The sequence below is a fragment of the Rhizobium herbae genome (assembly GCF_019511375.1).
Taxonomy (GTDB): Bacteria; Pseudomonadota; Alphaproteobacteria; order Rhizobiales; family Rhizobiaceae; genus Pararhizobium; species Pararhizobium herbae_A.
The window spans coordinates 296089-318450 of sequence record NZ_JAEUAO010000001.1 but is presented as its reverse complement, the minus strand read 5'-3'; the positions used below and the strand labels follow the sequence as shown (position 1 = coordinate 318450).

The 22362-nt window shown below is 61.8% G+C and carries 18 protein-coding genes; 10 read left to right on the top strand and 8 right to left on the bottom strand.

Annotation, left to right across the window (positions count from 1 at the left end; translation table 11 throughout):
- Positions 1–19: 19 nt before the first annotated feature.
- The 5 genes from ytfR (at position 20) to JNB71_RS01585 (ending at position 5730) form a co-directional block, all read left to right on the top strand.
- Positions 20–1543 carry a galactofuranose ABC transporter, ATP-binding protein YtfR gene (gene ytfR / locus JNB71_RS01605; RefSeq protein WP_220370096.1) on the top strand — a complete coding sequence of 508 codons (1524 nt, stop codon included), beginning with the start codon at positions 20–22 and terminating at the stop codon, positions 1541–1543.
- Positions 1540–2538, top strand: a complete 999-nt coding sequence (locus JNB71_RS01600; protein WP_220370095.1) for an ABC transporter permease — start codon at positions 1540–1542, stop codon at positions 2536–2538. Before ytfR ends, JNB71_RS01600 begins: the two co-directional genes overlap by 4 nt.
- Positions 2535–3503 carry a galactofuranose ABC transporter, permease protein YjfF gene (gene yjfF, locus JNB71_RS01595; protein WP_220370094.1) on the top strand — a complete coding sequence of 323 codons (969 nt, stop codon included), beginning with the start codon at positions 2535–2537 and terminating at the stop codon, positions 3501–3503. Before JNB71_RS01600 ends, yjfF begins: the two co-directional genes overlap by 4 nt.
- Positions 3504–3515: 12 nt before the next feature.
- Positions 3516–4280 carry a FadR/GntR family transcriptional regulator gene (locus tag JNB71_RS01590; protein WP_220370093.1) on the top strand — a complete coding sequence of 255 codons (765 nt, stop codon included), beginning with the start codon at positions 3516–3518 and terminating at the stop codon, positions 4278–4280.
- A gap of 175 nt (positions 4281–4455) precedes the next feature.
- Positions 4456–5730 (top strand): hemolysin family protein, encoded by a 1275-nt coding sequence (locus JNB71_RS01585; protein WP_220370092.1) that lies wholly within the window; start codon positions 4456–4458, stop codon positions 5728–5730.
- 177 nt (positions 5731–5907) lie between these two features.
- On the opposite strand, the gene JNB71_RS01580 is transcribed toward JNB71_RS01585, so the two are convergent.
- From JNB71_RS01580 to JNB71_RS01555, 6 genes are all read right to left on the bottom strand, one after another.
- Positions 5908–6054, bottom strand: a complete 147-nt coding sequence (locus tag JNB71_RS01580) for a hypothetical protein (protein ID WP_220370091.1) — start codon at positions 6052–6054, stop codon at positions 5908–5910.
- A 93-nt stretch (positions 6055–6147) separates the two neighbouring features.
- Positions 6148–7371, bottom strand: a complete 1224-nt coding sequence (locus JNB71_RS01575) for a molybdopterin molybdotransferase MoeA (RefSeq protein ID WP_220370090.1) — start codon at positions 7369–7371, stop codon at positions 6148–6150.
- On the bottom strand, positions 7371–7859 hold the full coding sequence (gene moaC / locus JNB71_RS01570) for a cyclic pyranopterin monophosphate synthase MoaC (RefSeq protein ID WP_220370089.1): 489 nt from the start codon (positions 7857–7859) through the stop codon (positions 7371–7373). The genes JNB71_RS01575 and moaC overlap by 1 nt, the downstream gene beginning before the upstream one ends.
- Positions 7859–8674 carry an indole-3-glycerol phosphate synthase TrpC gene (gene trpC, locus JNB71_RS01565; RefSeq protein WP_220370088.1) on the bottom strand — a complete coding sequence of 272 codons (816 nt, stop codon included), beginning with the start codon at positions 8672–8674 and terminating at the stop codon, positions 7859–7861. Before trpC ends, moaC begins: the two co-directional genes overlap by 1 nt.
- An 11-nt stretch (positions 8675–8685) precedes the next feature.
- Positions 8686–9699 (bottom strand): anthranilate phosphoribosyltransferase, encoded by a 1014-nt coding sequence (gene trpD / locus JNB71_RS01560; protein WP_220370087.1) that lies wholly within the window; start codon positions 9697–9699, stop codon positions 8686–8688.
- Between the two features lie 25 nt (positions 9700–9724).
- Complete coding sequence (locus JNB71_RS01555; RefSeq protein ID WP_220370086.1) at positions 9725–11614, bottom strand: peptidylprolyl isomerase; 1890 nt, start codon at positions 11612–11614, stop codon at positions 9725–9727.
- Between the two features lie 384 nt (positions 11615–11998).
- On the opposite strand from JNB71_RS01555, the gene JNB71_RS01550 reads away from it, so the two are divergent.
- On the top strand, positions 11999–13645 hold the full coding sequence (locus tag JNB71_RS01550; RefSeq protein ID WP_220370085.1) for a Na/Pi cotransporter family protein: 1647 nt from the start codon (positions 11999–12001) through the stop codon (positions 13643–13645).
- A 3-nt stretch (positions 13646–13648) separates the two neighbouring features.
- On the opposite strand, the gene JNB71_RS01545 is transcribed toward JNB71_RS01550, so the two are convergent.
- Positions 13649–15397, bottom strand: coding sequence for a hypothetical protein (locus tag JNB71_RS01545; RefSeq protein WP_220370084.1), 1749 nt, complete (start codon positions 15395–15397; stop codon positions 13649–13651).
- Between the two features lie 193 nt (positions 15398–15590).
- On the opposite strand from JNB71_RS01545, the gene glmU reads away from it, so the two are divergent.
- From glmU to JNB71_RS01525, 4 genes are all read left to right on the top strand, one after another.
- Positions 15591–16946, top strand: a complete 1356-nt coding sequence (gene glmU, locus JNB71_RS01540; RefSeq protein WP_220370083.1) for a bifunctional UDP-N-acetylglucosamine diphosphorylase/glucosamine-1-phosphate N-acetyltransferase GlmU — start codon at positions 15591–15593, stop codon at positions 16944–16946.
- Between the two features lie 156 nt (positions 16947–17102).
- A complete protein-coding gene (glmS, locus tag JNB71_RS01535) occupies positions 17103–18929 on the top strand; it encodes a glutamine--fructose-6-phosphate transaminase (isomerizing) (protein WP_220370082.1) in 1827 nt (608 codons plus the stop codon).
- Positions 18926–19432 carry a GNAT family N-acetyltransferase gene (locus JNB71_RS01530; protein WP_220370081.1) on the top strand — a complete coding sequence of 169 codons (507 nt, stop codon included), beginning with the start codon at positions 18926–18928 and terminating at the stop codon, positions 19430–19432. Before glmS ends, JNB71_RS01530 begins: the two co-directional genes overlap by 4 nt.
- 10 nt (positions 19433–19442) lie before the next feature.
- Positions 19443–20159: a DUF502 domain-containing protein gene (locus JNB71_RS01525; RefSeq protein WP_018324788.1), complete on the top strand. Its 717-nt coding sequence runs from the start codon at positions 19443–19445 to the stop codon at positions 20157–20159.
- Here the strand turns inward: JNB71_RS01525 and recG are convergent.
- On the bottom strand, positions 20146–22248 hold the full coding sequence (gene recG / locus JNB71_RS01520; protein ID WP_220370080.1) for an ATP-dependent DNA helicase RecG: 2103 nt from the start codon (positions 22246–22248) through the stop codon (positions 20146–20148). The two genes, JNB71_RS01525 and recG, sit on opposite strands and share 14 nt — an antisense overlap.
- Positions 22249–22362: the final 114 nt, after the last annotated feature.

The window sequence follows — 22362 nt, the reverse complement described above, 5'->3', positions numbered from 1 at the left end:
TCCTGGGACGCTGGTTTTCATGCTCAACAATACCAACGACATTCTGACGGCCGTCGGGATCGTGAAAACCTTTCCGGGCGCGGTCGCGCTCGACAAAGTCAATTTCTCGCTCCGTCGCGGTGAAGTCCATGCCCTTCTCGGTGAGAACGGGGCAGGCAAATCCACACTGATCAAATGCATGACCGGCGCCTACCGCCGCGATGCCGGGACGCTGACGCTCGACGGTACAGAGATCGATCCGCACGATACCCTTGATGCCCAGAAGCTGGGGATCGGTACCGTCTACCAGGAAGTCAATCTGCTCGGGAATCTGAGCGTCGCCGAAAATCTCTTTCTCGGTCGTCAGCCGCGCCGCTTCGGTCTTGTCCAGACTGGCGAGATGAAGAAGCGTGCCAACGCGCTTCTGGCGCAGTACGGCATCAATATCAACGTTTCCGCGGCGCTCGGCAGCTTTTCGGTGGCGATCCAGCAGGTCGTGGCGATCGCCAGGGCCGTCGACCTTTCCGGCAAGGTGCTGATCCTCGACGAGCCGACCGCCAGCCTCGATGCGCAGGAAGTGGAGATGCTGTTTCGCATCGTCCGCGACCTCAGGGCGCGGGGACTGGGGATCGTCTTCATCACCCATTTCCTCGAGCAGGTCTATGACCTCACTGACCGAATCACCGTGTTGCGCAACGGCCAGCTGGTCGGCACACGAGAGACCGCATCGTTACCGCGGCGCGAGCTCGTGACCATGATGCTCGGCCACGAGCTTCAATCCGCCGAGAAGGCCGTGGCGGAAGCCGAATCATCCAGCGGACCGGTTCAGTTTCGTTTTTCCAACTATGGCAAGGCCGGCACGATCAAGCCTTTCGATCTTGACGTACGCAAGGGCGAGGTCGTCGGTATCGCCGGCCTGTTGGGCTCGGGGCGCACCGAAACGGCGGAACTATTGTTCGGTGTCCACAAGGCCGACAGCGGCACCGCCGAAATCGGTGGCAAGCCCGCCAACCTGTCATCGCCGCGGGCCGCGATCGCCGCGCGGTTCGGCTTCTGCCCCGAGGACCGCAAGGTCGACGGGATCATCGGCGAATTGTCGGTGCGCGAAAACATCGCGCTTGCCCTGCAGGCGCGCCGCGGCTGGGCGCGTCCCCTGTCTGCGGCGGAACAGAACGCCCTGGCGGACCGCTACATCAAAGCGCTCGACATCCGCACCAGCGACCGCGAGAAGCCGATCAGACTTCTGTCCGGCGGCAATCAGCAGAAGGCCATCCTGGCGCGCTGGCTGGCGACGAATCCGGAGTTTCTCATTCTCGACGAACCGACGCGCGGCATCGATGTCGGCGCCCATGCGGAGATCATTCGGCTGATCCGCGAGCTGTGTGCACAAGGCATGTCGCTGATCGTCATTTCGTCCGAGCTCGAGGAGCTCGTGGCCTATAGTTCGCGGGTCCTCGTCCTCAGGGACCGTGCGCATGTGGCGGAACTGACCGGCAGCGAGATCACCACGGAACATATCGTCAATGCCATCGCCGCCGCGCCCGGCGCGGGAGAACATCCATGATTGAAAGTGCACTCCGCTTCGGCCACCGATTGCTTCCCCAGCTTGTCGCGCTGACAATCATCCTTTTGCTGATCTGGCTGGTTTTTCCCGGTTTCTTCGCCTTGGAAATCCAGAACGGCCGGCTCTACGGCAGCGTTATCGACATTCTCAACCGCGGCGCTCCCGTCGCTCTTCTGGCAGTCGGCATGACCGTCGTCATCGCCACCAAAGGGATCGACCTGTCCGTCGGTGCCGTCATGGCGATCTGCGGCGCCGTGGCCGCCGCCTCCAGCGTACGGGGCGATCCGCTGACAGTCACCTTGTTGCTCGCCATCGGCACGGGCCTTGTCTGCGGCGTCTGGAACGGCTTTCTCGTCTCGGTTCTCAACATCCAGCCGATCATCGCCACGCTCGTGCTGATGGTCGCCGGACGCGGCATCGCCCAGCTGGTGACCGAGGGGGCGATCCTCACCTTCAACGACCCGGGCCTCATCTTCATCGGCAGCGGCGCTTTCGCAGGCCTGCCGATGCCCGTCGTCATATGGCTGGTATTCGGCATTGCGGTCACGCTGCTGGTCCGGCGCACGGCGCTCGGGATGCTGATCGAAGCCGTTGGCATCAACCGCCGCGCCAGTACGCTCTCGGGCATCCAGACACCGCTTCTGCTGATGGCGGCCTATATGCTTTCGGGTCTCTGTGCGGCGATTGCCGGGCTGATCGTCACTGCCGATATCAAGGGCGCGGATGCCAACAATGCGGGGCTTTGGCTGGAACTCGACGCCATCCTCGCGGTCGTCGTCGGGGGCACATCACTGCTCGGCGGCCGGTTCAGCATCATCGCCTCGCTGGCAGGCGCGATGATCATCCAGGCGGTGAATACCGGCATCCTGCTCTCAGGCTTTCCGCCGGAGTTCAACCTGATCATCAAGGCCGCCATCATCGTCATCATCCTCGTCATCCAGTCGCCGCGTGTGCAGGCCGGCGTGACCTTCCTCAGCCGAAAATCCGTCCGATGAACCAGAAATACCTTCCGCTGATTGCGACCATCGTCATCTTCATCGTTTCCTATGCGGTTTGCGCGGCGCAGTATCCGAACATCCTGTCGACACGCGTGGTTGGCAATCTGCTGACCGACAACGCCTTCCTCGGTATCGCTGCCGTCGGCATGACCTTCGTCATTCTGTCCGGCGGCATCGACCTGTCGATCGGCTCGGTGATTGCCTTCACAGGCATCTTCCTTGCGGTCATGCTGGAAAGCACGAGCATACACCCGCTCGCGGCGTTCGCCCTGGTTCTGGTGATCACCACGCTGTTCGGTGCCATCATGGGCGCGATCATCCACTATCTGGAAATGCCGGCCTTCATCGTCACGCTCGCCGGCATGTTCCTGGCGCGCGGCATGGCCTTCGTGCTGTCGATCGATTCGATTCCGATCAAGCATCCGTTCTACGCCGCGATGAAGGGCTTCTACTACAAACTGCCGGGCGGCGGCCGGATCACCCTGATCGGCGGACTGATGGTTCTGGTCTTCGCCCTCGGCATCCTGCTTGCGCAGCGCACACGCTTCGGCACCAACGTCTACGCGCTTGGCGGCGGTGCACAGACCTCGGCTTTGATGGGCGTTCCGGTAGGGCGGACGACGATTCTGATCTATGGGCTCTCGGGCTTTCTCGCCGGGCTTTCGGGAATCGTTTATTCCCTATACACATCAGCAGGTTATTCGCTCGCCACGGTAGGGGTCGAGCTGGATGCGATTGCCGCGGTGGTAATCGGGGGAACGCTTCTGACAGGGGGCGCCGGCTTTGTTGGAGGAACACTCGTCGGCGTTTTGATCCAGGGACTGATCCAGACCTACATCACGTTCGATGGCTCGCTATCGAGTTGGTGGACGAAAATTCTGATCGGTGCTTTGCTGTTTGCATTTATACTGATGCAAAAGGCGATCCTGTTGTTGTCACGCCAGAACAAGAGGTATTCCTGAGGAGGGAGTTACTTGCGCAAGGGTCTGCTCGAAACCGTCATTACCGGCACCAAGACGCGCACAAGCCACGCGCAGGTGGTGGACGAACTGGGCAAAGCCATTGTCTCGGGAGAGTTTCCGGTTGGCTCCATCCTGCCCGGCGACCCGGAGCTTGCCATGCGGTTCAAGGTTTCCCGCACGGTGTTGCGCGAGGCAATGAAGACCTTGGCGGCAAAGGGCCTGATCGTGCCGCGCGCCCGCATCGGAACACGCGTCACCGCCAAGAACCAGTGGAACCTGTTCGATGGCGATGTGCTGACCTGGCATTTTCACCGCGGGGTCGATGAGGAATTTCTTTATCACCTCAGCGAGATCCGGATGGCCTTCGAGCCGCATGCGGCAGGTCTTGCCGCGGTCAATGCCACAGAAGCGCAAATCAGCGGCATGATGCGGCTGGCAGTTGCCATGGGTGACCCCGAGCACACCGCCGAGACGCTGGCCATGGCCGATCTGCGCTTACATCTGGCTATACTCGAGGCTTCCGGCAACCCGTTCATGCGTACCGTCGGCAGCCTGATCGAGGCCGCGCTGGTGGGCATCTTCAAGCTGAGCTCGCCTGCCTCTGACCGCGAGCTCATCGACGATGTCGCGCGTACCCATATCCGCATCGTCGAGCAGATCAGCCGGCGCGACGAGGCCGGCGCACGCGCGGCTATGGAGAATGTCATCCGCGTCGGCCGGGACCGCATTCGCGAGTCACTGCGGGACCATGGTGAAACGCAGTCCGCCAGCCGATAGGATGTAGCGTTCGGCAGCAAAACCCGGACGTGTTCGTTCCGACGATTTGCGCCTTTTGGCGTCAATTGTGCCGTTGCTGCCTTGCTGCAATGGCATCTTCCGCCTATTTGGTAGGACTACAGCATGTGCGCCGCGTATCCGTTGCGCAGATCTCCATCAATGGTGTCTGAGGGTTATGTTCGAACTGATCGTCATTTTCGTGCTCTTATTGATCAACGCTTTCTTTGCGCTTTCGGAAATGGCAATCGTATCGGCAAGCCGGCCGCTGCTGCGGCAGATGGCAAAACAGGGCAACGGCCGCGCTGAACTGGCTCTCCGACTTGCCGAAGACCCCGGCAAATTCCTCTCCACCGTCCAGGTCGGCATCACGCTGGTCGGGACGCTGGCAGGTACCTACGGTGGTGCCACCATCGCCGAAAAAATCGCGCCGTGGCTCAACGCCGTCAGTTGGATCAACCCCTATGGCAGCCCGGTCGCGGTTGCGGTTGTCGTGACATTCATCACCTATATGTCGGTGGTGATCGGCGAGCTTATCCCGAAGCAGCTGGCCCTGAAGAACTCGGAAGGCGTGGCGATGTTCGTCGCGCCGCCGATGCTGCTGCTCTCTCGGCTCGCGGCCCCAATCGTCTACCTGTTCGAAATGTCGGCAGCGCTTTTCATGCGGATGTTCGGCGTATCGAGCGACAGCGACCATGTGACGGAAGAGGAAGTCCAGGCGATCATGGCCGAGGGCGTCGAAAGCGGTGCAATCGAGAAGTCGGAACACGAGATGCTGAGGCGGATCATTCGGCTCGGCGACCGCAACGTCAAATCGATCATGACGCACCGCACCGAAGTGAGCTTCATCGAAGTGACCGATAGTCTCGATACGATCCGCGCCAAGATCGAGCAATCCTCGCATTCTCGCTATCCGGTCATCGACGCCAATGGTGAAGTGCTGGGCGCGGTCCTCGTCAAGGAAGTGCTGAACGCGCCGGGCAGGGGCTTCAATCTTCGCAACTTCATCAAGGATATTCACACCTTGCCGGAAACGGCCTCCTGCTTGAAGGCGCTCGAAGCCTTCAAGTCGTCGCATATCAACATGGCCATGATCGTCGACGAATATGGCAGCATCGAAGGGATCATCACCACGGCCGATATTCTTGAGGCGATCGTCGGGGTGCTGCCGTCCAACTACGACGACATCGAACACGCGCTGATTCGCCCTCGCGAGGACGGCTCCTACCTGGTCGACGGGCGTACGCCGATCGACGAAATCCATCTGACGATTGGCATCGATGAAATCGATTCGGACGGAAATTATGAAACGATCTCCGGTTTCCTCGTGCAGCAATTGCGCAAGAACCCGGAAGAGGGCGATGTGACGGAGGCCTTCGGCTACCGCTTCGAGGTCCTCGATATGGACGGCCGCCGCATCGACAAGATCCTCGTCTCGCGCGCTGCCCATTGAAGCGGAACTGTTTTCTTGAAAAGCAAAAAGGCCGGGACAGACCCGACCTTTCCTCGATTCGCCTTGGCGTATGACCTGCTAGTCCATCCGTAGTCAGATCAACTGGACGAATTATTCGACTATCTTGGTTAATAAAGCGTTGACGTGTCGATCTCATGACGGAAGCTGGACGACTATTTAGTTTTCCTGGATCGAAACGCCACCTTCGCCGATCTTCAATTCGATGCCTGATTGCTGGGTTTCCTTGTCATAAACATAAATCCCGAGGACCACGACGAGGACGGCGAGCCCCCCGATGATCATGTAGAGCGCATTGCGACTCACGGCGGTTCCTTCCCTGCGCGACCGTCATTTACCTGAGAGTAGATAGGCGCAGGCGGGCGTTCGGGAAGGGCGGAAAGTCGGGAAGAAAAGCGGTCAGCGAGCCGGGTGTCGCAGGATCATGATATCGCAGATGGTGCCGGCTGTCGCTTCCGGCGCAAAAGGCGCCCGGATGATCAGGCAATCGGACTGGGCAAAGACGTGCATCATCGAGGAATCCTGGCGCGCAAACGCCTCCGCCTTGAGTGTTCCATCGGTGTCGCGAGACAGCCGCGCGCGTACATAGTCCTGGCGCTTGTCGTTGGCGGGAAGCGTCGTCACCGTCTTTGCCTTGCCGCGACGGTCGCGCGCGGGCAGGGAGCCGAGATGGCACAGCAGCGGCTCGAGGAACAGCAGGGCGCAGACGAGGCTCGACACGGGGTTTCCCGGCAGGCCGAGCACCGTCATGCCGTCGAGCGTTCCGACCATCAGCGGCTTGCCGGGGCGCATGGCGATCCGCCAGAAATCGAGCGTCATGCCGCTTGCGACAAGCGTCGATTGGACCAGATCGTGATCTCCGACCGAAGCGCCGCCCAAAGTGACCAGCACGTCGGCTCCGGCGGCGCATGCCTGGGCGACTGCCGCCGCGATGGCCGCCTTGTCGTCGCGCACGATTCCGAGATCGATGACCTCGGCACCGTTGTCGCGCGCGATCGCAGCAATGCCATAGGTGTTGGAGCCGATGATCTGATCCGGTCCGGGAAGGCTTCCTGGAGGCACGAGTTCATCGCCGGTCGCGAGGATCGCCACTCTTGGACGCGTGAAGACCGAAAGTTCCGGATGGTTCATGCCGGCGGCGACCGTCAGCCGCCCCGCATCCAGCAGATCGCCTTTGCGAAGCACCACGTCGCCGGCGCAAAAATCCTGTCCTTTCGGGCGGATATGCCGGCCCTTGCCTGGATCGAACTTGGTGCGGATGCGCTGGTCGCCAATGATCTGCGCATCTTCCTGGATCAGCACCGTATCGGCGCCGGAAGGGACCGGGGCGCCGGTGAAGATACGGACGACCTCGCCGGGGCCGACATGGCCTGGAAAGGCGCGCCCTGCGGCCGACCGGCCGATGACCGTCAGCTCTGCGCCGACGACGGCAAAGTCCTCATGGCGTCCGGCATAACCATCCATGGCGGAGTTGTCGAAGGCGGGATGTGTGAGCCGTGCTGCGACGTCCTCCGACAGCACGCGCCCCGCCGCGGCATGCAGCCCGATCATTTCACTGCGCCGTACAGGCGCTGCTCCACGGAGCAACCTGTCCAGCGCTTCCGAAACAGGCAGCAACGCCATCAGTCCTCCTTGCGGACATACTCGCCCGAACGTCCGCCGGATTTCCGCGCAAGCCGGATGCCGCCGATCTCCATCTCCCGGTCGGCCGCCTTGGCCATGTCATAGATCGTCAGGCAGGCAACGCTTGCGGCTGTCAGCGCCTCCATTTCGACGCCGGTGCGGCCCGTCAGCTTGGCCATCGTCTCGATCCGAAGGCCGGGCAGGGCCTCATCCGGAGTAATCTCCACGGAGATCTTTGAAAGCATCAGCGGATGACAGAGCGGGATCAGATTGGCCGTCTGCTTGGCTGCCATGATGCCGGCGAGACGCGCGGTGGCGATCACATCGCCTTTCTTGGCATTACCCTTGAGAATGAGGCCGAGCGTTTCCGGCCGCATCCGGATGTATCCCTCGGCAACGGCAATGCGGACGGTTTCTTCCTTGTCGCCGACGTCAACCATATTGGCCTCGCCGCCGGCTCCGATATGGGTGAGGGAGGGCTTGGTCATCACTCGGCGGCCAGAATGTCGGCAGTACCGGTGAGAAGGGCACGCGTCGCGGCGGTGACATCGTCCTTGCGCATCAGGCTTTCGCCGACGAGGAAGGTCGAGATGCCGCTCTTTGCCAGGCGCTTGCAGTCCTCATGCGTGAAGATGCCGCTTTCGCCGACCAGCAGCCGGTCGGCGGGAACCAGTGGCGCCAACGCCTCGGAGAGCGCGATATCGACCTCGAAGGTCTTCAGGTTGCGATTGTTGATGCCGACGAGCGGCGAAGAAAGCTTTAGCGCGCGCTCGAGTTCTTCCTTGTCATGGACCTCGACAAGCGCGTCCATGCCCAGCGAAAACGCCTCGTCCTCGAGCCTTTGTGCATCGTTGTCGTTGAGCGATGCCATGATCAGCAGGATGCAGTCGGCACCCCATGCGCGGGCTTCGTGAACCTGATAGGTGTCGAACATGAAATCCTTGCGCAGCGCCGGCAGCGAACACGCGTTTCGCGCCGCCGTCAGGAACTCGGGCGCGCCCTGGAAGCTTGGGCTGTCGGTGAGCACCGAAAGGCAGGCAGCCCCCCCGGCTTCATAGGCCTTTGCAAGAGCCGGCGGGTTGAAATCGGCGCGGATGAGACCTTTGGAGGGGCTTGCCTTCTTGATCTCGGCGATGAGCCCGAAGCCGCCTTGGGCACGCTTCGCTTCGAGAGCCTTGAAGAACCCACGCGGCGCTTCCTGCTCGGCGGCCATCGATTTCAAGTCCGCCAGACTGACTTTGGCCTTGGCTGCGGCGATTTCCTCGCGCTTGTAGACCTCGATCTTCTGCAGAATGTCGGCCATCGAATTTCTCCCTACGCCGCGTTCGAGACGCGGATAAGCCGTTCCAGCGTTGCCTTCGCCGCGCCGCTTGTCAGCGAATGACGGGCGAGAACCATGCCTTCGCGCAGGTCAGCGGCGCGGCCGGCGATTACCAGCGAGGCGGCGGCGTTGGCAAGCGCGATATCACGGTAGGGCGTTGCATCGCCCTCGAGCACACCCTTGAGCGCCTCGGCGTTATGGGCTCCGTCGCCGCCCTTGAGATCGGCAAGCACAACGGTTTCAAGCCCGAAATCGCCGGGCCTCAATTCGAACGTGCGGATAGCGCCGTTTTCGAGCGCCGCAACCTGCGTCACGCCGGTCGTGGTGATCTCGTCCAGGCCTTCGCCATGCACGACCCAGACGCTCGTCGAACCGAGATCGCGCAGCACTTCCGCGACCGGAACAAGCCACTGCGGCGAAAACACGCCAACGAGCTGCCGCGTGACGCCAGCCGGATTCGACAGGGGGCCAAGCAGATTGAAGATCGTCCGCGTGCCGAGTTCGACGCGCGTCGGGCCGACATGGCGCATGGCCGAATGATGCTGCTGGGCGAACATGAAACCGAGGCCGGCTTGCGAAATGCAGCGCGAAATAGCCTCGGGGGCGATATCGAGCTTGACGCCGAGGCAGGACAGCGCGTCCGCCGTGCCGGACTTGGAGCTCAGAGCGCGGTTGCCGTGCTTGGCCACCGGCACACCGGCACCGGCAACGATCAGGGCCGCCAGCGTCGAGATATTGTAGGTCCCGGCACCATCGCCGCCGGTTCCAACGATATCGATGGCGTCTGCCGGTGCTTCAACGGTCAGCATGCGTGCCCGCATGGCGCCAACGGCGCCGACGATCTCGTCCACCGTCTCGCCGCGCACGCGCAGCGCCATCAGGAAGCCGCCGATCTGCGACGGCGTTGCTTCGCCCGACATGATGATCTCGAACGCGGCGCGAGCATCCTCGCGGTTCAGCGCCTCTCCCGCTGCGGCCTTGGCGACAAAGGGCTTCAAATCCGGCATGCAGGTTTTTCCTTTTGCTTTACCGCTACTGCGACAGGGCGACGTCTGCGAGTTGCTGATTGATGGCCACACCGTAACCCTTCTGAAGCTCGCTGACCATCTGATCGAGGATATCGTCGCCACTGGCCCGGGCGATGGCGTCGATCTGGCGGGCATCATTGTCGAGCGCATCGCCGGGATTGCTGTCGTCCACTCCTGTGACCTTGAGCAGGATCTGACCGTCGCCACCGACGCCGGGCGCGTTGGCAACGTGACCGTTTGGTCCGCCGAACGCGGCAGCGACCGCTGCGGGGCTCAGGGCTGCGCCTTCGCTCGACCGCCGCAGACCCGACTTCGTTTCGACGGCTATGCCGAGCTCGGCGGCAATCGCCGCCAGCGTCTCGCCCTTTTCGACCCGGCCCTTCAGTTCGGTTGCCTTGGCCGCAAGGGCGTTGCGCTGCTGCTCCGCCGTCCAGTCGGCGACGACCTTTTCACGGGCCTCGTCGAGCGTCTGGTCGCGCGCGGGCGTGATCGCTTCCACGTCGAACCAGACATAACCATCGCGGCCGAGATTGACCGGCAGGGTTTCCGCTCCCACCTCGGCCTTGAAAGCCTCGCTGAGCAGGGTCTTTGCTTCAGGAATGCCGGCGATTGCCTCACCTTCGGCATCATTGCCGCGCGCATCGACGGCGTTGAGGACGACGAGCTTGAGATTGGTCTGGCTGGCCGCCTCCTGCATCGACGCGCCGGAAACGCGGGCGTCCTCGAACTTGTCATGGATACCCATGATCTCATCGGCGGCGTTCGACAGGGCCAAATCCTTGCGCAGCTCTTCCTTGACTTCGTCGAAACTGCGAATGGCTTCCGGTTTGATGTTGGTTACGCGCAGGATGACCGGGCCGAAGGCGCCATCTATGACCGGTGTGGTCTGGCCGTCCGCCTTGACCGCAAAGGCGGCATCGGCGAGCTTGGCGTCGGGCATGCGGTCGCGGGTGAAATCGCCGAGCTGGACGTCGCTCGCGGTTTTTCCGGCATCGGTCACCAACTGGTCGTAACTGGTGCCTGTGGACAGTTTGACTGCCGCGGCGTCAGCTTCCGCACGTGAGGGAAAGGCAAGCTGTTCGACGGTGCGCGTTTCCGGTGTACGGAACCTGTCCTTGCGCTTTTCGTATTCGGCGCGGATTTCTTCCTCGGTCACCGATGCGGGATCGGCGATGTCGGAGGGTTCCAGCTTCACATAGCTGATCTTGCGGAATTCCGGCGCACGATAGTCTGCCTTGTGACTTTCAAACCAGGGCTTCAACACCTCGTCCGAGGGAGCCTTGACCGGATCGATATTGGCATTCGACAGTAGCAGATAGTCGATTGTCCGCGTCTCGTTGCGGTACTGGCGCAGCGCGTCGCCCAGTACCTTCGGGGGGATGTAGCCGTCGGACAGCGCTTCGACGATCTGCGAGCGCACGGCAACCTGGCTGCGATTGTTGATATAGTCCTTCTCGCGCAGTCCGGCGTTGCGCAGGACGCTCGAGAAGGTCAGGCGGTCGAACTGGCCGTTGACGCCGCGAAAGGCCGGGTCTTCGCTGATCAATGTTGCCAGCCGGTCCTGGGACAGGCCGAGGTTCAGGTCATTGGAAAGCTGGTCGAGCGTGGCACCCGCGACAAGCTGCGAATAGACCTGCGCTTCGGCGCCGAATGCCCTGGCCTGTTCGCGGGTCAGGCGCGTGCCGAACTGCCGGGAAAGCTGGGCAACCTGCCGTTCATAGGCGAGGCGGAAATCGCTCGGAGACACCTTGACGTCGCCAACCGTCACCACCGCATCGGCAGAACCCGAGACGAGCGACGTGGATACACCCCAGACACCGAACGACACAACGAGAAGGGCCAAGAGGCCTTTGACAACCCAGGTCTGGGCGGCTCTTCGGAGAAATTCAAGCATGGGACTGCATACCTCGTCGCAATTCAGGCCGCCGGACGGCTACCGGCTTCGTTCCTTAGAGCAATCCGGTGCGGAATTGAAGGGTCGAAACACGCAAAAAAATTCAGCAAAACCGGGCTCTGGTCGGCGCGAAATGGTGCGGCGCCGGTGGCCGGCTCTTGCGGCCGTGCATCGAGCACTTTCAGCCCGGCGCACGGCCTTCTCACCGCCCGCCGTTACGAGACCTTTCGATGTCGGAATTATTAGCCGGCAATTGAAAAATTTCTGTCACAATCCGCCATTGGACGCGTGATCGTGTGTCTGAAACTGCTAATGTTGATCCACAAGCGTATGCCGACTCGCCGTGTCGTGGAGCAGCCTTGGCGGGAAAGCCGGAGTGCCTTTATGGAATCGACAATCGTCATGATCAACCTGTTCGGAGCGGTCGCGCTGCTGCTCTTCGGCCTTTCCCAGGTCAAGGAAGGCGCCACGCGCGCGTTCGGGATCAGGCTCAGAACGGGACTAGCGCAGGGCACAAGCGGACAGGCGCGTTCGTTTCTGGCAGGGTTCGTCGCGACGATCGCGTTGCAGAGTTCGACCGCGACGGCGCTGATGATTGCCTCCTTCGTCGAAAAGGGGCTTGTGCGCGCACGGATGGCGCAGATCGTGCTGCTCGGCGCAAACGTCGGTACCGCGGTAACGGCGTGGATCGTTGCGACCGGTGTCGACTGGCTTTCGCCGCTGCTCATTCTCGGCGGTGTGATGCTTTACCGGGCAGGGCGGTCGAGCGCCAAGCAGGGTGCGGGAACCGCGCTCGTCGGTATCGGCTTGATGCTGTTGTCGCTGCACCTGCTCGGGCTGGCGACGGAGCCGATGCGGCAATCGCCGGCACTTGCCGCCTTCCTCACCATGCTCGACACGGCCTGGCCGGTCGCGCTGCTTTTTGCCGCGGCTCTGGCTTTCATTTCCTCATCGAGCCTGGCTGTCGTCGTTCTCATCCTGTCACTCTCGGCCGCGGGCATTCTGTCTTCGGGCCTGACGATCGCGCTTGTGCTTGGCGCAAATCTCGGCGGCGCAATCCCGCCCTTCATCGCCACGCTGTCAGCCTCGGCCTCGGCCCGTCGTGTGACGGCCGGCAATCTCACCGTTCGCGCAATCGGTTGCGCGATAGCTTTGCCACTTGCGGCGCCGGCCGCGGAGTTCCTGCAGACGCTCTCGCTTTCCCCGGCAAAACTGCCGGTCGACATCCATCTGTTGTTCAACATCGCGCTGGCCATTGCCGCTTGGCCGTTTTCGGCGCTCCTGTCCGGCGCCATGCTCCGGCTCATTCCGGACGAGCCGAGGGCGCAGACGGGACCGCTCCACCTCGATGATCGGGCGCTGACGACGCCTGTTATCGCGCTCTCGGGGGCGACCCGAGAGGTGCTGCGCGTCGGCGATTTGATAGAGAGGATGCTGATCGCGTCGATGAACGCCTTCCATCACAATGATCTCCAGGAACTCCGGGACGTCGCAGCGCTCGAGAAGCAGGTCGATGTGCTGCAGCAGGAGGTCAAGCTCTATTTGTCGCGCCTTGGGCGTAGCGGTTTGAACGACGAACACGGCCGGCGTTCCATCGTCATCATCGACTATGCGATCAACCTCGAGCATATTGGCGATATCATCGAGAAAAGCCTTGTCGAGCAGGTGAAGAAGAAGATCGACAACGGCCTGAAGTTTTCGGAAGAGGGCTACCAGGAACTGAAGACGCTCTTCAATCTGACGATCGACAATCTGCGGATTGCCCAGACCATATTCGTCACACGGGATGCCGATCTCGCCCGCCATCTCATGGAGGTGAAAGTCGACGTCCGTCACATGGAGAAGCGCTCGTCGGAGCGGCATCTGGAGCGTCTGCGCGACGGCCGCGCCGATAGCCTGCAGACGAGTTCGCTGCATCTCGACATCCTGCGCGATCTCAAGCGTATCAACGCGCATATCGTTTCGGTGGCCCATCCTATTCTCGACGAGAGCGGGCTTCTGATCGAGAGCCGGTTGCGGTTGCCCCGATAAGGATCAAGGTCCGGCGGCAAGTCCGCTGCGCACGAAGGCGTCGAAACAGGGTGTCAAGGTGATGCGGCGGTGACCGGCGGCGAGAGCCGGCTCGTAGAGTTTCAAAAGCTTCAGACGCGCCGCTGTCGGCGGGCAGGTCGGGTAAAGGGCAAGATCGACAGCGGCGACGGCGTCGCCGACGCGTTGATCAGGGGTAGGTACGGCGCGGTACGGATCGGCGCCGATGGCGATGTGTTTCGGGGCGTGGCGATCCATCAGCCAGGGGAAGGGATTGGTGAAATCGATCGTCATGATTGTCTCGAACCGGACCTTGTTGGCAGCCTCGTAGTCGCCGATCGCGGCGATCGCGCCATCCGTCGCCTGCAGCCAGAGCACCTGGAAATCCAGGTCGCTGTGGAGCAGGAATGAGGGCAGTTCGTTGGCCGATGCCAGGGCTTCGTAGGTTGAGCGATAGTCGACATAGTTCGCCCGCAGGCGTTGCGCCCGCTGGTTGAGGATGTCGCGAGCGCTGACGGCGCCCATGCCTTTCAGGTTGCTGTTTTCGACCGGTGCGGTGTTGACGGCGCCGATCCAGGCGCGTGCCGCTTTTTGGCAAACGGTGACCACTGGCGGCAGCGCTGCGCCCAACGTGGCGATCGCGATCACTGCAAATGCGACTGACGGCCCCTTGCGCCGGTAGCTTTCCAGCAGAATGGCGAGCAGCAGCGGCCAGAGGAAAATGAAGGCCTGGCTGCCGGTATTCTGGCTCTCGAAGAGAAGGCCCGCGACGACGAAACTCGCCAGCCAGAAGAATGATTGGTCTGCAACAGCCCCGAGCGAGGCAAACGCCGGCTTCGCGGCAAAAGTCCGCATCTTCTCGAGGAACGTGGCAAACTCATTGAACAGCAGGACGAAAGCGAGGATGAAGCAGCTGAGGATCACCCCGAAATTGAGTGAGGCAGCCTGCAGCAGGCGTGGCAACAGGCTGGCGTCGTTGAGCTGGATCAGAGACAGGATGTCCGCGGCATAAGCGGAAACGGCACCGGTGGCGACTTCGAGTAGACCGATCGTTGAAAAAAATACTGCTGCGGACACAAGTGCTGCGCGCAACGGCAAACGTCCGGCCAGAAACGCCATCAGGCAAAGGACAGTGCCGGCGGCGACGCCGGTCACCTTGGTGAAGAGAAGGGCAAGCATCGCAAGCGCCGTCGCCGCTGCCAGCGCTCCGTATCCGCGCACGAAGACCAGAGCCGCCGCAAGGACATAGAGCAGTTGGCAAATCTGGCGGTTATAGATCCCGAAGCCCTCCGAACCGGGATAAGGATAGAATTCACCGGTGTTGAAGGGCAGCAGCGAAAAGAACAGGAAGGGGAGAAGCAGGGCATAGGCGAGGGCTGGCGATCGCTTCTGCACGTCTGAGACAACCAGAGCCATCAGCGGCACGGTCACCGTCATCATCGACCAACTGGACAGGAGAAGCGCGTGTCCGTTTGGAAACAGGTAGAGCCATCCGGCAAAGAGATAGTAGCCGAGCCCGCCGACCGGGGCAAAGAAATCGATGGACGGGATCTGGCCGTCGAAGATGCGGTTTGCCGCGTCGAGATAGATGTAGTGGTCCCAGTACATGGGCCCGATCGGCATCACCAGGGTTCGGATCAGCGCCAGGGGCAAGCAGGCGAAGGTCAGCGCCAGGACGATCAGCGGCCTGCGGGCGATGATTGCGCCAAATCCCGGTAGTCTGCCGGACGACATTGCGTCGGTGTGAGCTTGCATCGTCCGTATCATTCCCGGCTGTTGGAGCTGTCAAACACGATCATCTCCCGCTTATGACATGATCGCGTTTTATCCCGGTTAACAGGACGTTGGCGGCCCGAATTATGTTCCTTGCAATATCTTCCTGCTATGTAACGGGCAGAATCGTGCCGGCTGCGAAGCGCGGGAAGCCATGAAAGCGGGAGAATTTGCGATGACACGAACATGCCTGGCGGTAATTCTGGCAGCGGGCGAAAGCACGCGGATGAAGTCCTCCATGTCCAAGGTGCTGCACCCGGTCGCCGGTCGGCCGATGATTGCGCATGTGGTCGAATCGCTCGTCGATGCCGGCATTTCATCGGTCGCGCTGGTGGTCGGGCGGGACGCGGATCCCGTGACCTCGGCGGCGAAACGCGCCGACATCGATATTTCGGCCTTCCTGCAAACCGAACGACTTGGAACCGGGCACGCGGTTCTGGCAGCGAGGCAGGCGATCGCCAAGGGATATGACGACATACTGGTCGTGTTCGGCGACACGCCGCTGATCACGGCCGGGCCGCTGACGGCCGCCCGAAGGGCGCTGGCGGAGGGTAATGATGTCGTCGTCATCGGCTTCCGGACGGCAGATCCGACCGGCTATGGCAGGTTGATCGTCGAAAACGGCGAGCTCCTGGCTATCCGCGAGCAGAAGGATGCGTCCGAAGAGGAAAAGCGCATAACCTATTGCAACGGCGGGCTGATGGCGATCAATGGCGAGAAGGCGTTGGACCTGCTTGACAAGATCGGCAATGCCAACGTCAAAGGTGAATACTACCTCACCGATATCGTCGAGATCGTTCGCGCCGGCGGGGGCAAGGCCATTGCCGTTGAGGCGCCCGAGGCTGAACTGATGGGCTGCAACAATCGCGCGGAACTGGCCCTGATCGAAGCGGCCTGGCAGAAGCGTCGCCGCCACGAATTGATGCTCTCCGGCGTTTCCATGATCGCCCCGGAAACCGTCTTCCTCGCTTTCGACACTGAGATCGGTCAGGATGTGATGATCGAACCGAACGTCGTCTTCGGCCCCGGCGTCACCGTCGAAAGCGGTGCGGTCATTCACGCCTTTTCCCATCTCGAGGGCGCCCATGTCAGCGCTGGCGCAACGGTCGGTCCCTATGCACGGCTGCGCCCCGGCGCCAACCTTGGGCGCGATTCCAAAGTCGGCAATTTCTGCGAGGTGAAGAAGGCGGAGATCGGCGCCGGCGCCAAGGTCAACCACCTGACCTATATCGGCGATGCTTTCGTCGGCGAGAAAACCAACATCGGGGCCGGCACGATCACCTGCAACTATGACGGCGTCAACAAACACGTCACCCGCATCGGCGCGAACGCCTTCATCGGATCGAATTCCTCTCTCGTTGCGCCTGTTGCGGTTGGCGACGGCGCGCTGGTTGCCTCCGGCAGCGTGGTGACGGAGGATGTCCCGGCTGATGCGGTCGCTTTCGGGCGCGCGCGTCAAGAGATCAAGCCGGGCCGGGCGACAATCCTGCGCGATCGCTATCAGGCCGAAAAAGCCGCCAGAAAGAAATAATCCGCCCGTTGTGCTACGGTTAAAGCGTGAAACCGAAAGTGACATTCGGCTCGATTGCGCATTTATGGAAATTCGCCAAAACGGCATCCAAGAAATGTACCTTAACCGGCGTCAGACAGGCACCGGTCTCACGAAAAAATTGCGGAGAATTCAGCTATGTGCGGCATTGTCGGTATCGTTGGAAATCAGCCTGTCTCCGAGCGTCTGGTCGATGCGCTCAAGCGGCTCGAATATCGCGGTTATGATTCCGCCGGGGTCGCCACGATCCACGACGGCGTTCTTGCCCGGCGCCGCGCCGAAGGCAAGCTGGTCAATCTCGAAACCAAGCTGCGTGCCGAGCCGCTTGCAGGAAAGACCGGCATTGCGCATACGCGTTGGGCGACGCATGGCGCGCCGACCGAAAACAATGCCCATCCGCATTTCACCGACGGGGTCGCCGTCGTCCACAACGGTATCATCGAGAATTTCTCCGAGTTGAAGGACGAGCTTGCCCATGCGGGCGCGACGTTCAGCACCCAGACCGACACCGAAGTCGTGGCGCAACTGCTCGCCAAGCTCGTCCGCGACGGAATGAGCCAGAAGGATGCGATGCAGGCCATGCTGCGCCGGGTTACCGGCGCCTATGCGCTTGCCGTTATTTTCCAGGATGCGCCGGGCACGATCATGGCCGCCCGCAGCGGTCCGCCGCTGGCTGTCGGCTTCGGCAAGGGAGAAATGTTCCTCGGGTCCGATGCGATTGCTCTGTCGCCCTTTACCAATGAAATCACCTATCTCATCGACGGTGATTGGGCGGTCCTGACTGCCGATGGTGTCGAGATCCTAGACCATGACGGCAAGCAGGTTGCCCGCCCGCGCCAGGTCTCGGTTGCCGCGGCCTATATGGTCGACAAGGGCAATCACCGGCATTTCATGGAAAAGGAAATCTACGAGCAGCCGGAAGTGATTTCGCACGCGCTTGGCCAATACATCGACTTCATCGAGAACAAGGTGAACCCGATGACTGCGGCGATCGATTTCGCCAAGGTTCCGAGCCTTGCCATCTCCGCCTGCGGCACGGCCTATCTCGCCGGCCTCGTCGGCAAATACTGGTTCGAGCGCTACGCCCGCCTCCCGGTCGAAATCGATGTCGCCTCGGAGTTTCGCTATCGTGAGATCCCGCTGTCGCCGCAGTCCGCCGCTCTGTTCATCTCGCAGTCGGGCGAAACGGCCGACACGCTGGCGTCGCTGCGATACTGCAAGGAACATGGTCTGAAGATCGGCGCCGTCGTCAACGTCAAGGAATCGACGATTGCGCGGGAGTCCGATGCGGTCTTCCCGATCATGGCGGGTCCGGAAATCGGCGTTGCCTCGACCAAGGCGTTCACGTGCCAGCTCTCCGTGCTGGCGACACTCGCGATCGGTGCCGGTCGGGCCCGCGGAACCGTGTCGGAGGCCGAGGAAAAGGCTCTCGTCCGCAGCCTTGCCGAAATGCCGCGCATCATGGGCAAGGTCCTGAACAGTATCCAGCCGACCATGGAGAGCCTGTCGCGCGAGCTGTCGAAATGCAAGGACGTGCTCTATCTCGGCCGCGGCACAAGCTATCCGCTGGCCATGGAAGGCGCGCTGAAGCTCAAGGAAATCTCCTATATCCATGCCGAAGGCTACGCCGCGGGCGAATTGAAGCACGGGCCGATCGCCCTGATCGATGAAAACATGCCGGTCATCGTCATCGCGCCGCATGACCGGTTTTTCGAAAAGACGGTGTCGAACATGCAGGAAGTCGCAGCCCGCGGCGGCCGCATCATCTTCATCACCGACGAGAAGGGTGCCGCAGCCTCCAAGCTCGAGACGATGAGCACGATCATCCTGCCGAACGTCGACGAGATCATCGCCCCGATGATCTTCGCGCTGCCGATCCAGCTGCTCGCCTATCATACCGCCGTGTTCATGGGCACCGACGTCGACCAGCCGCGCAACCTTGCCAAATCGGTCACCGTGGAGTGATGATTCGGCCCGAAAAGCCGGGGGATGTCGAAGCGATCCATTCCCTGACGCGGGAAGCCTTCAAGGATCATCCATACAGCGACGGAACGGAGCATTTCATCGTCGATCGCCTGCGCCACGCCGGCGCGCTCAGCCTGTCGCTGGTCGCCGAGGTTGAGGGCGAAGTGGTCGGCCATGTCGCCTTCTCGCCGGTAGAATTTTCGGACGGTTCGGCGGGATGGTTTGGACTTGGACCGGTGTCGGTTTTGCCATCACGGCAGGGCAAGGGCATCGGCGGCGCGCTGATCCGCAGAGGCTTGGAAATCCTGCGGGAGCGGAGGGCGGCAGGCTGCGTCGTGGTCGGCAATCCCGAGCTTTATCGCAAGTTCGGATTTCGGAACGATCCTCAGATCACATTCGCTGATTGTGCGCCGCAATATTTTTTGGCGCAGCCCTTGTCCTCGACTCCTGCCTCCGGCATTGTGACATACAACGCGGCTTTTTACAGCGGTGTAGACGGGTAAACAGGGCGGTATGACGGACAAACAGGCACGCGGATTTTTCGCCACGCGGTTGAGGAATTATTTCCTCACCGGTTTGATCATCTGCGCGCCGCTTGCCATCACCGCCTGGATCACGTGGTCGTTCATCCTCTGGGCGGACAGCTGGGTGAAGCCCTATCTGCCGTTCGATTACAATCCGGACAATTTCCTGCCTTATCCGGTCCCTGGTTTCGGCCTGCTGACTGCCTTGTTGCTGATCACGCTTGTCGGCTTCTTCACCGCCAATCTGATCGGCCGCAGCATCGTCGGTTTCGGTGAGTCGCTGCTGGTGCGAACGCCGCTTGTGCGCTCGATCTACAAGGGTTTGAAGCAGATATTCCAGACGGTGCTGCAGGACCAGTCGAACTCGTTCAAAAAAGCCGGCCTGATCGAGTATCCGAGCCCGGGTCTCTGGTCGCTGGTTTTCATTGCGACGGATGCCAAAGGCGAAATCGCCGTCAAGTTCAGGGAGCGGGGTCTCGATATGGTCACCGTGTTCCTGCCGCCGACGCCGGTTCCGACGGCCGGATTTCTCATCTTCGTACCGCGTGAAAAGATCGTGCCCCTCGACATGAGCCCCGAAGATGCCGCCAAGCTGTTGCTTTCCGGCGGTCTGGTGGCGCCTGACTATCTGCCGAAGGCCTTGCAGGTGCCGGGGGAGATGGTGCCAGCGGCGACAAAACGCGGCAAGTTCTTCAGCCGGCTCTGAGAAAGCGGATCGCCTCGTCGCGCCGGTAGAGATAAAGCAGCGTGCGCAGCGCTGTGCCGCGTTGCGATGTCAGTTCCGGATCGCGCTCGATGACATAGGCGGCATCCTTGCGCGCGATTTCGAGCAGATCACCGTGCGCCTCGAGGCTGGCAATGCGAAAACCGGGCGTGCCTGATTGACGCGTGCCGAGCAATTCGCCTTCGCCGCGCAGTTTCAGATCCTCCTCGGCAATCAGGAAGCCGTTTTCGGTTTCCCGCAGGATGGACAGCCGCGCCCGGCCGTTTTCGCTCAAGGGTCCCTTGTAGAGCAGGATACATGTGGAGGCTTCGTCACCACGCCCGACGCGGCCTCGCAACTGGTGCAACTGCGCCAGCCCGAAGCGCTCGGCGTGCTCGATCACCATGATCGTCGCATCCGGCACGTCGACCCCGACTTCGACAACGGTGGTCGCCACCAGAAGCCGGATTTCGCCGTTCTTGAAGGCAAGCATGACTGCGTCCTTTTCGGCGCCGTTCATGCGGCCATGCACGAGGCCCACCTCAGAGCCGAAATGGCTTTTGAGCGTCTGGAACCGCTCGTCCACCGACATCAGGTCGGAGGCGTCCGATTCCTCGACCAGCGGACAGATCCAATAGGCCTTTTTGCCGTCGCTGAGAGCCATATGCAGCCGCGAGACGATTTCTCCCGTTCGCTCGGTCGAGACGGTGACGGTCTGTATCGGCTTGCGGCCCGCCGGCTTCTCAGTGAGCTTGGAAACATCCATGTCGCCAAAGGCGGCAAGGACCAGTGTGCGCGGGATCGGCGTCGCGGTCATGACCAGCATATGCGGCGAAATCCCCTTGGCGGTGAGTCGCAGCCGCTGGTGCACCCCGAAACGATGCTGCTCGTCGACCACTGCAAGAAGCAGGTTGCTGTAGCTGACCGTGTCCTGGAACAGCGCATGCGTCCCGATGACGATCTGCGTTTCACCCGAGGCGATGCGCTCCAGAATGGCGTCGCGCTCGCGGCCCTTGGTGCGGCCGGTCAGGACATCGATCGCAACACCGGCCGGTGCTGCCATTTTCGAGAGCGTCGCGAAATGCTGCCGGGCAAGGATTTCCGTCGGCGCCATCAGCACGGCCTGGCCACCGGCCTCGACGGCCGCCAGCATCGACATCAGCGCCACCGCCGTCTTTCCCGAGCCGACATCGCCCTGCAGCAGACGCAGCATCCGCTCCGTTCCCGCCATATCCTTCAAGACCTCGCCGATCGCCGTCGCCTGGCTCACGGTAAGCGAAAAGGGCAGGGCGTCGCGCACCGGCTTGCTGAGTTTGCCGGTTGCATGCACCGGCGTGCCAGAGACCTTGCGCAATCGCTGGCGGACGAGCGAAAGGGATAGCTGTCCGGCCAGAAACTCGTCATAGGCAAGCCGGCGGCGAGCGGGCGCCTGCGGGTCGAGATCGGTTTCATCGCGTGGTTCGTGAAGGGCAAGGAAACAATCGCGGGCCGAGGCGAAGCTCTGCTTCTCCAGGAGCGCGTCATCGATCCACTCCGGGAAATCGGGAATCCGGGCCAGGGCCGCCTCGATCGACTTGCGCAGGATACGGGCCGAAAGGCCTGCCGTCAGCGGGTAGATGGGCTCCACGAGCGGCAGGTTTTCCGCTTCCGCTGCGCGCACCATGTAATCCGGATGCACCATCGAGGGGCGACCGTTGAACCAGTCGATCTTGCCGCTGACAGTCACGGTTTCGTCGAGCGGCAGCGCCTTCTCCAGCCAGTTTCCCTTGACCCGGAAGAAGGTCAGCGCCAGTTCGCCAGTGTCGTCGTGCAGGAAGACGCGGTAGGGCTGGCTGGTTCTGGGCGCCGGTGGCTGGTACCGGTCTACCCGGCCGGTGATCGTGACGATGGCGCCCTGCGGCGCGCGTGCGATACCCGGCTGGTGCCTCCGGTCGATCAGCGAATGCGGCGCATGGAAAACGAGATCGATCACCCGGCAATCGTCGATGCTTTCGCGTCCCAGCAGCCGCGCATAAAGCTCGCCCGCTTTCGGGCCGATGCCGGGAAGCGAATTCAGGGGGGCGAACAGGGGGTCGAGGAGGGCCGGGCGCATGCGCGCCAGACTGAAACGAGGATTAGGTCTTTGGCAAGGCTGACAATCGTCTTTTCAGCGTTTATAGAGCCACTGCAACGCGCGCTCCCAAACGACGCAGCGGCAGGAAGGACT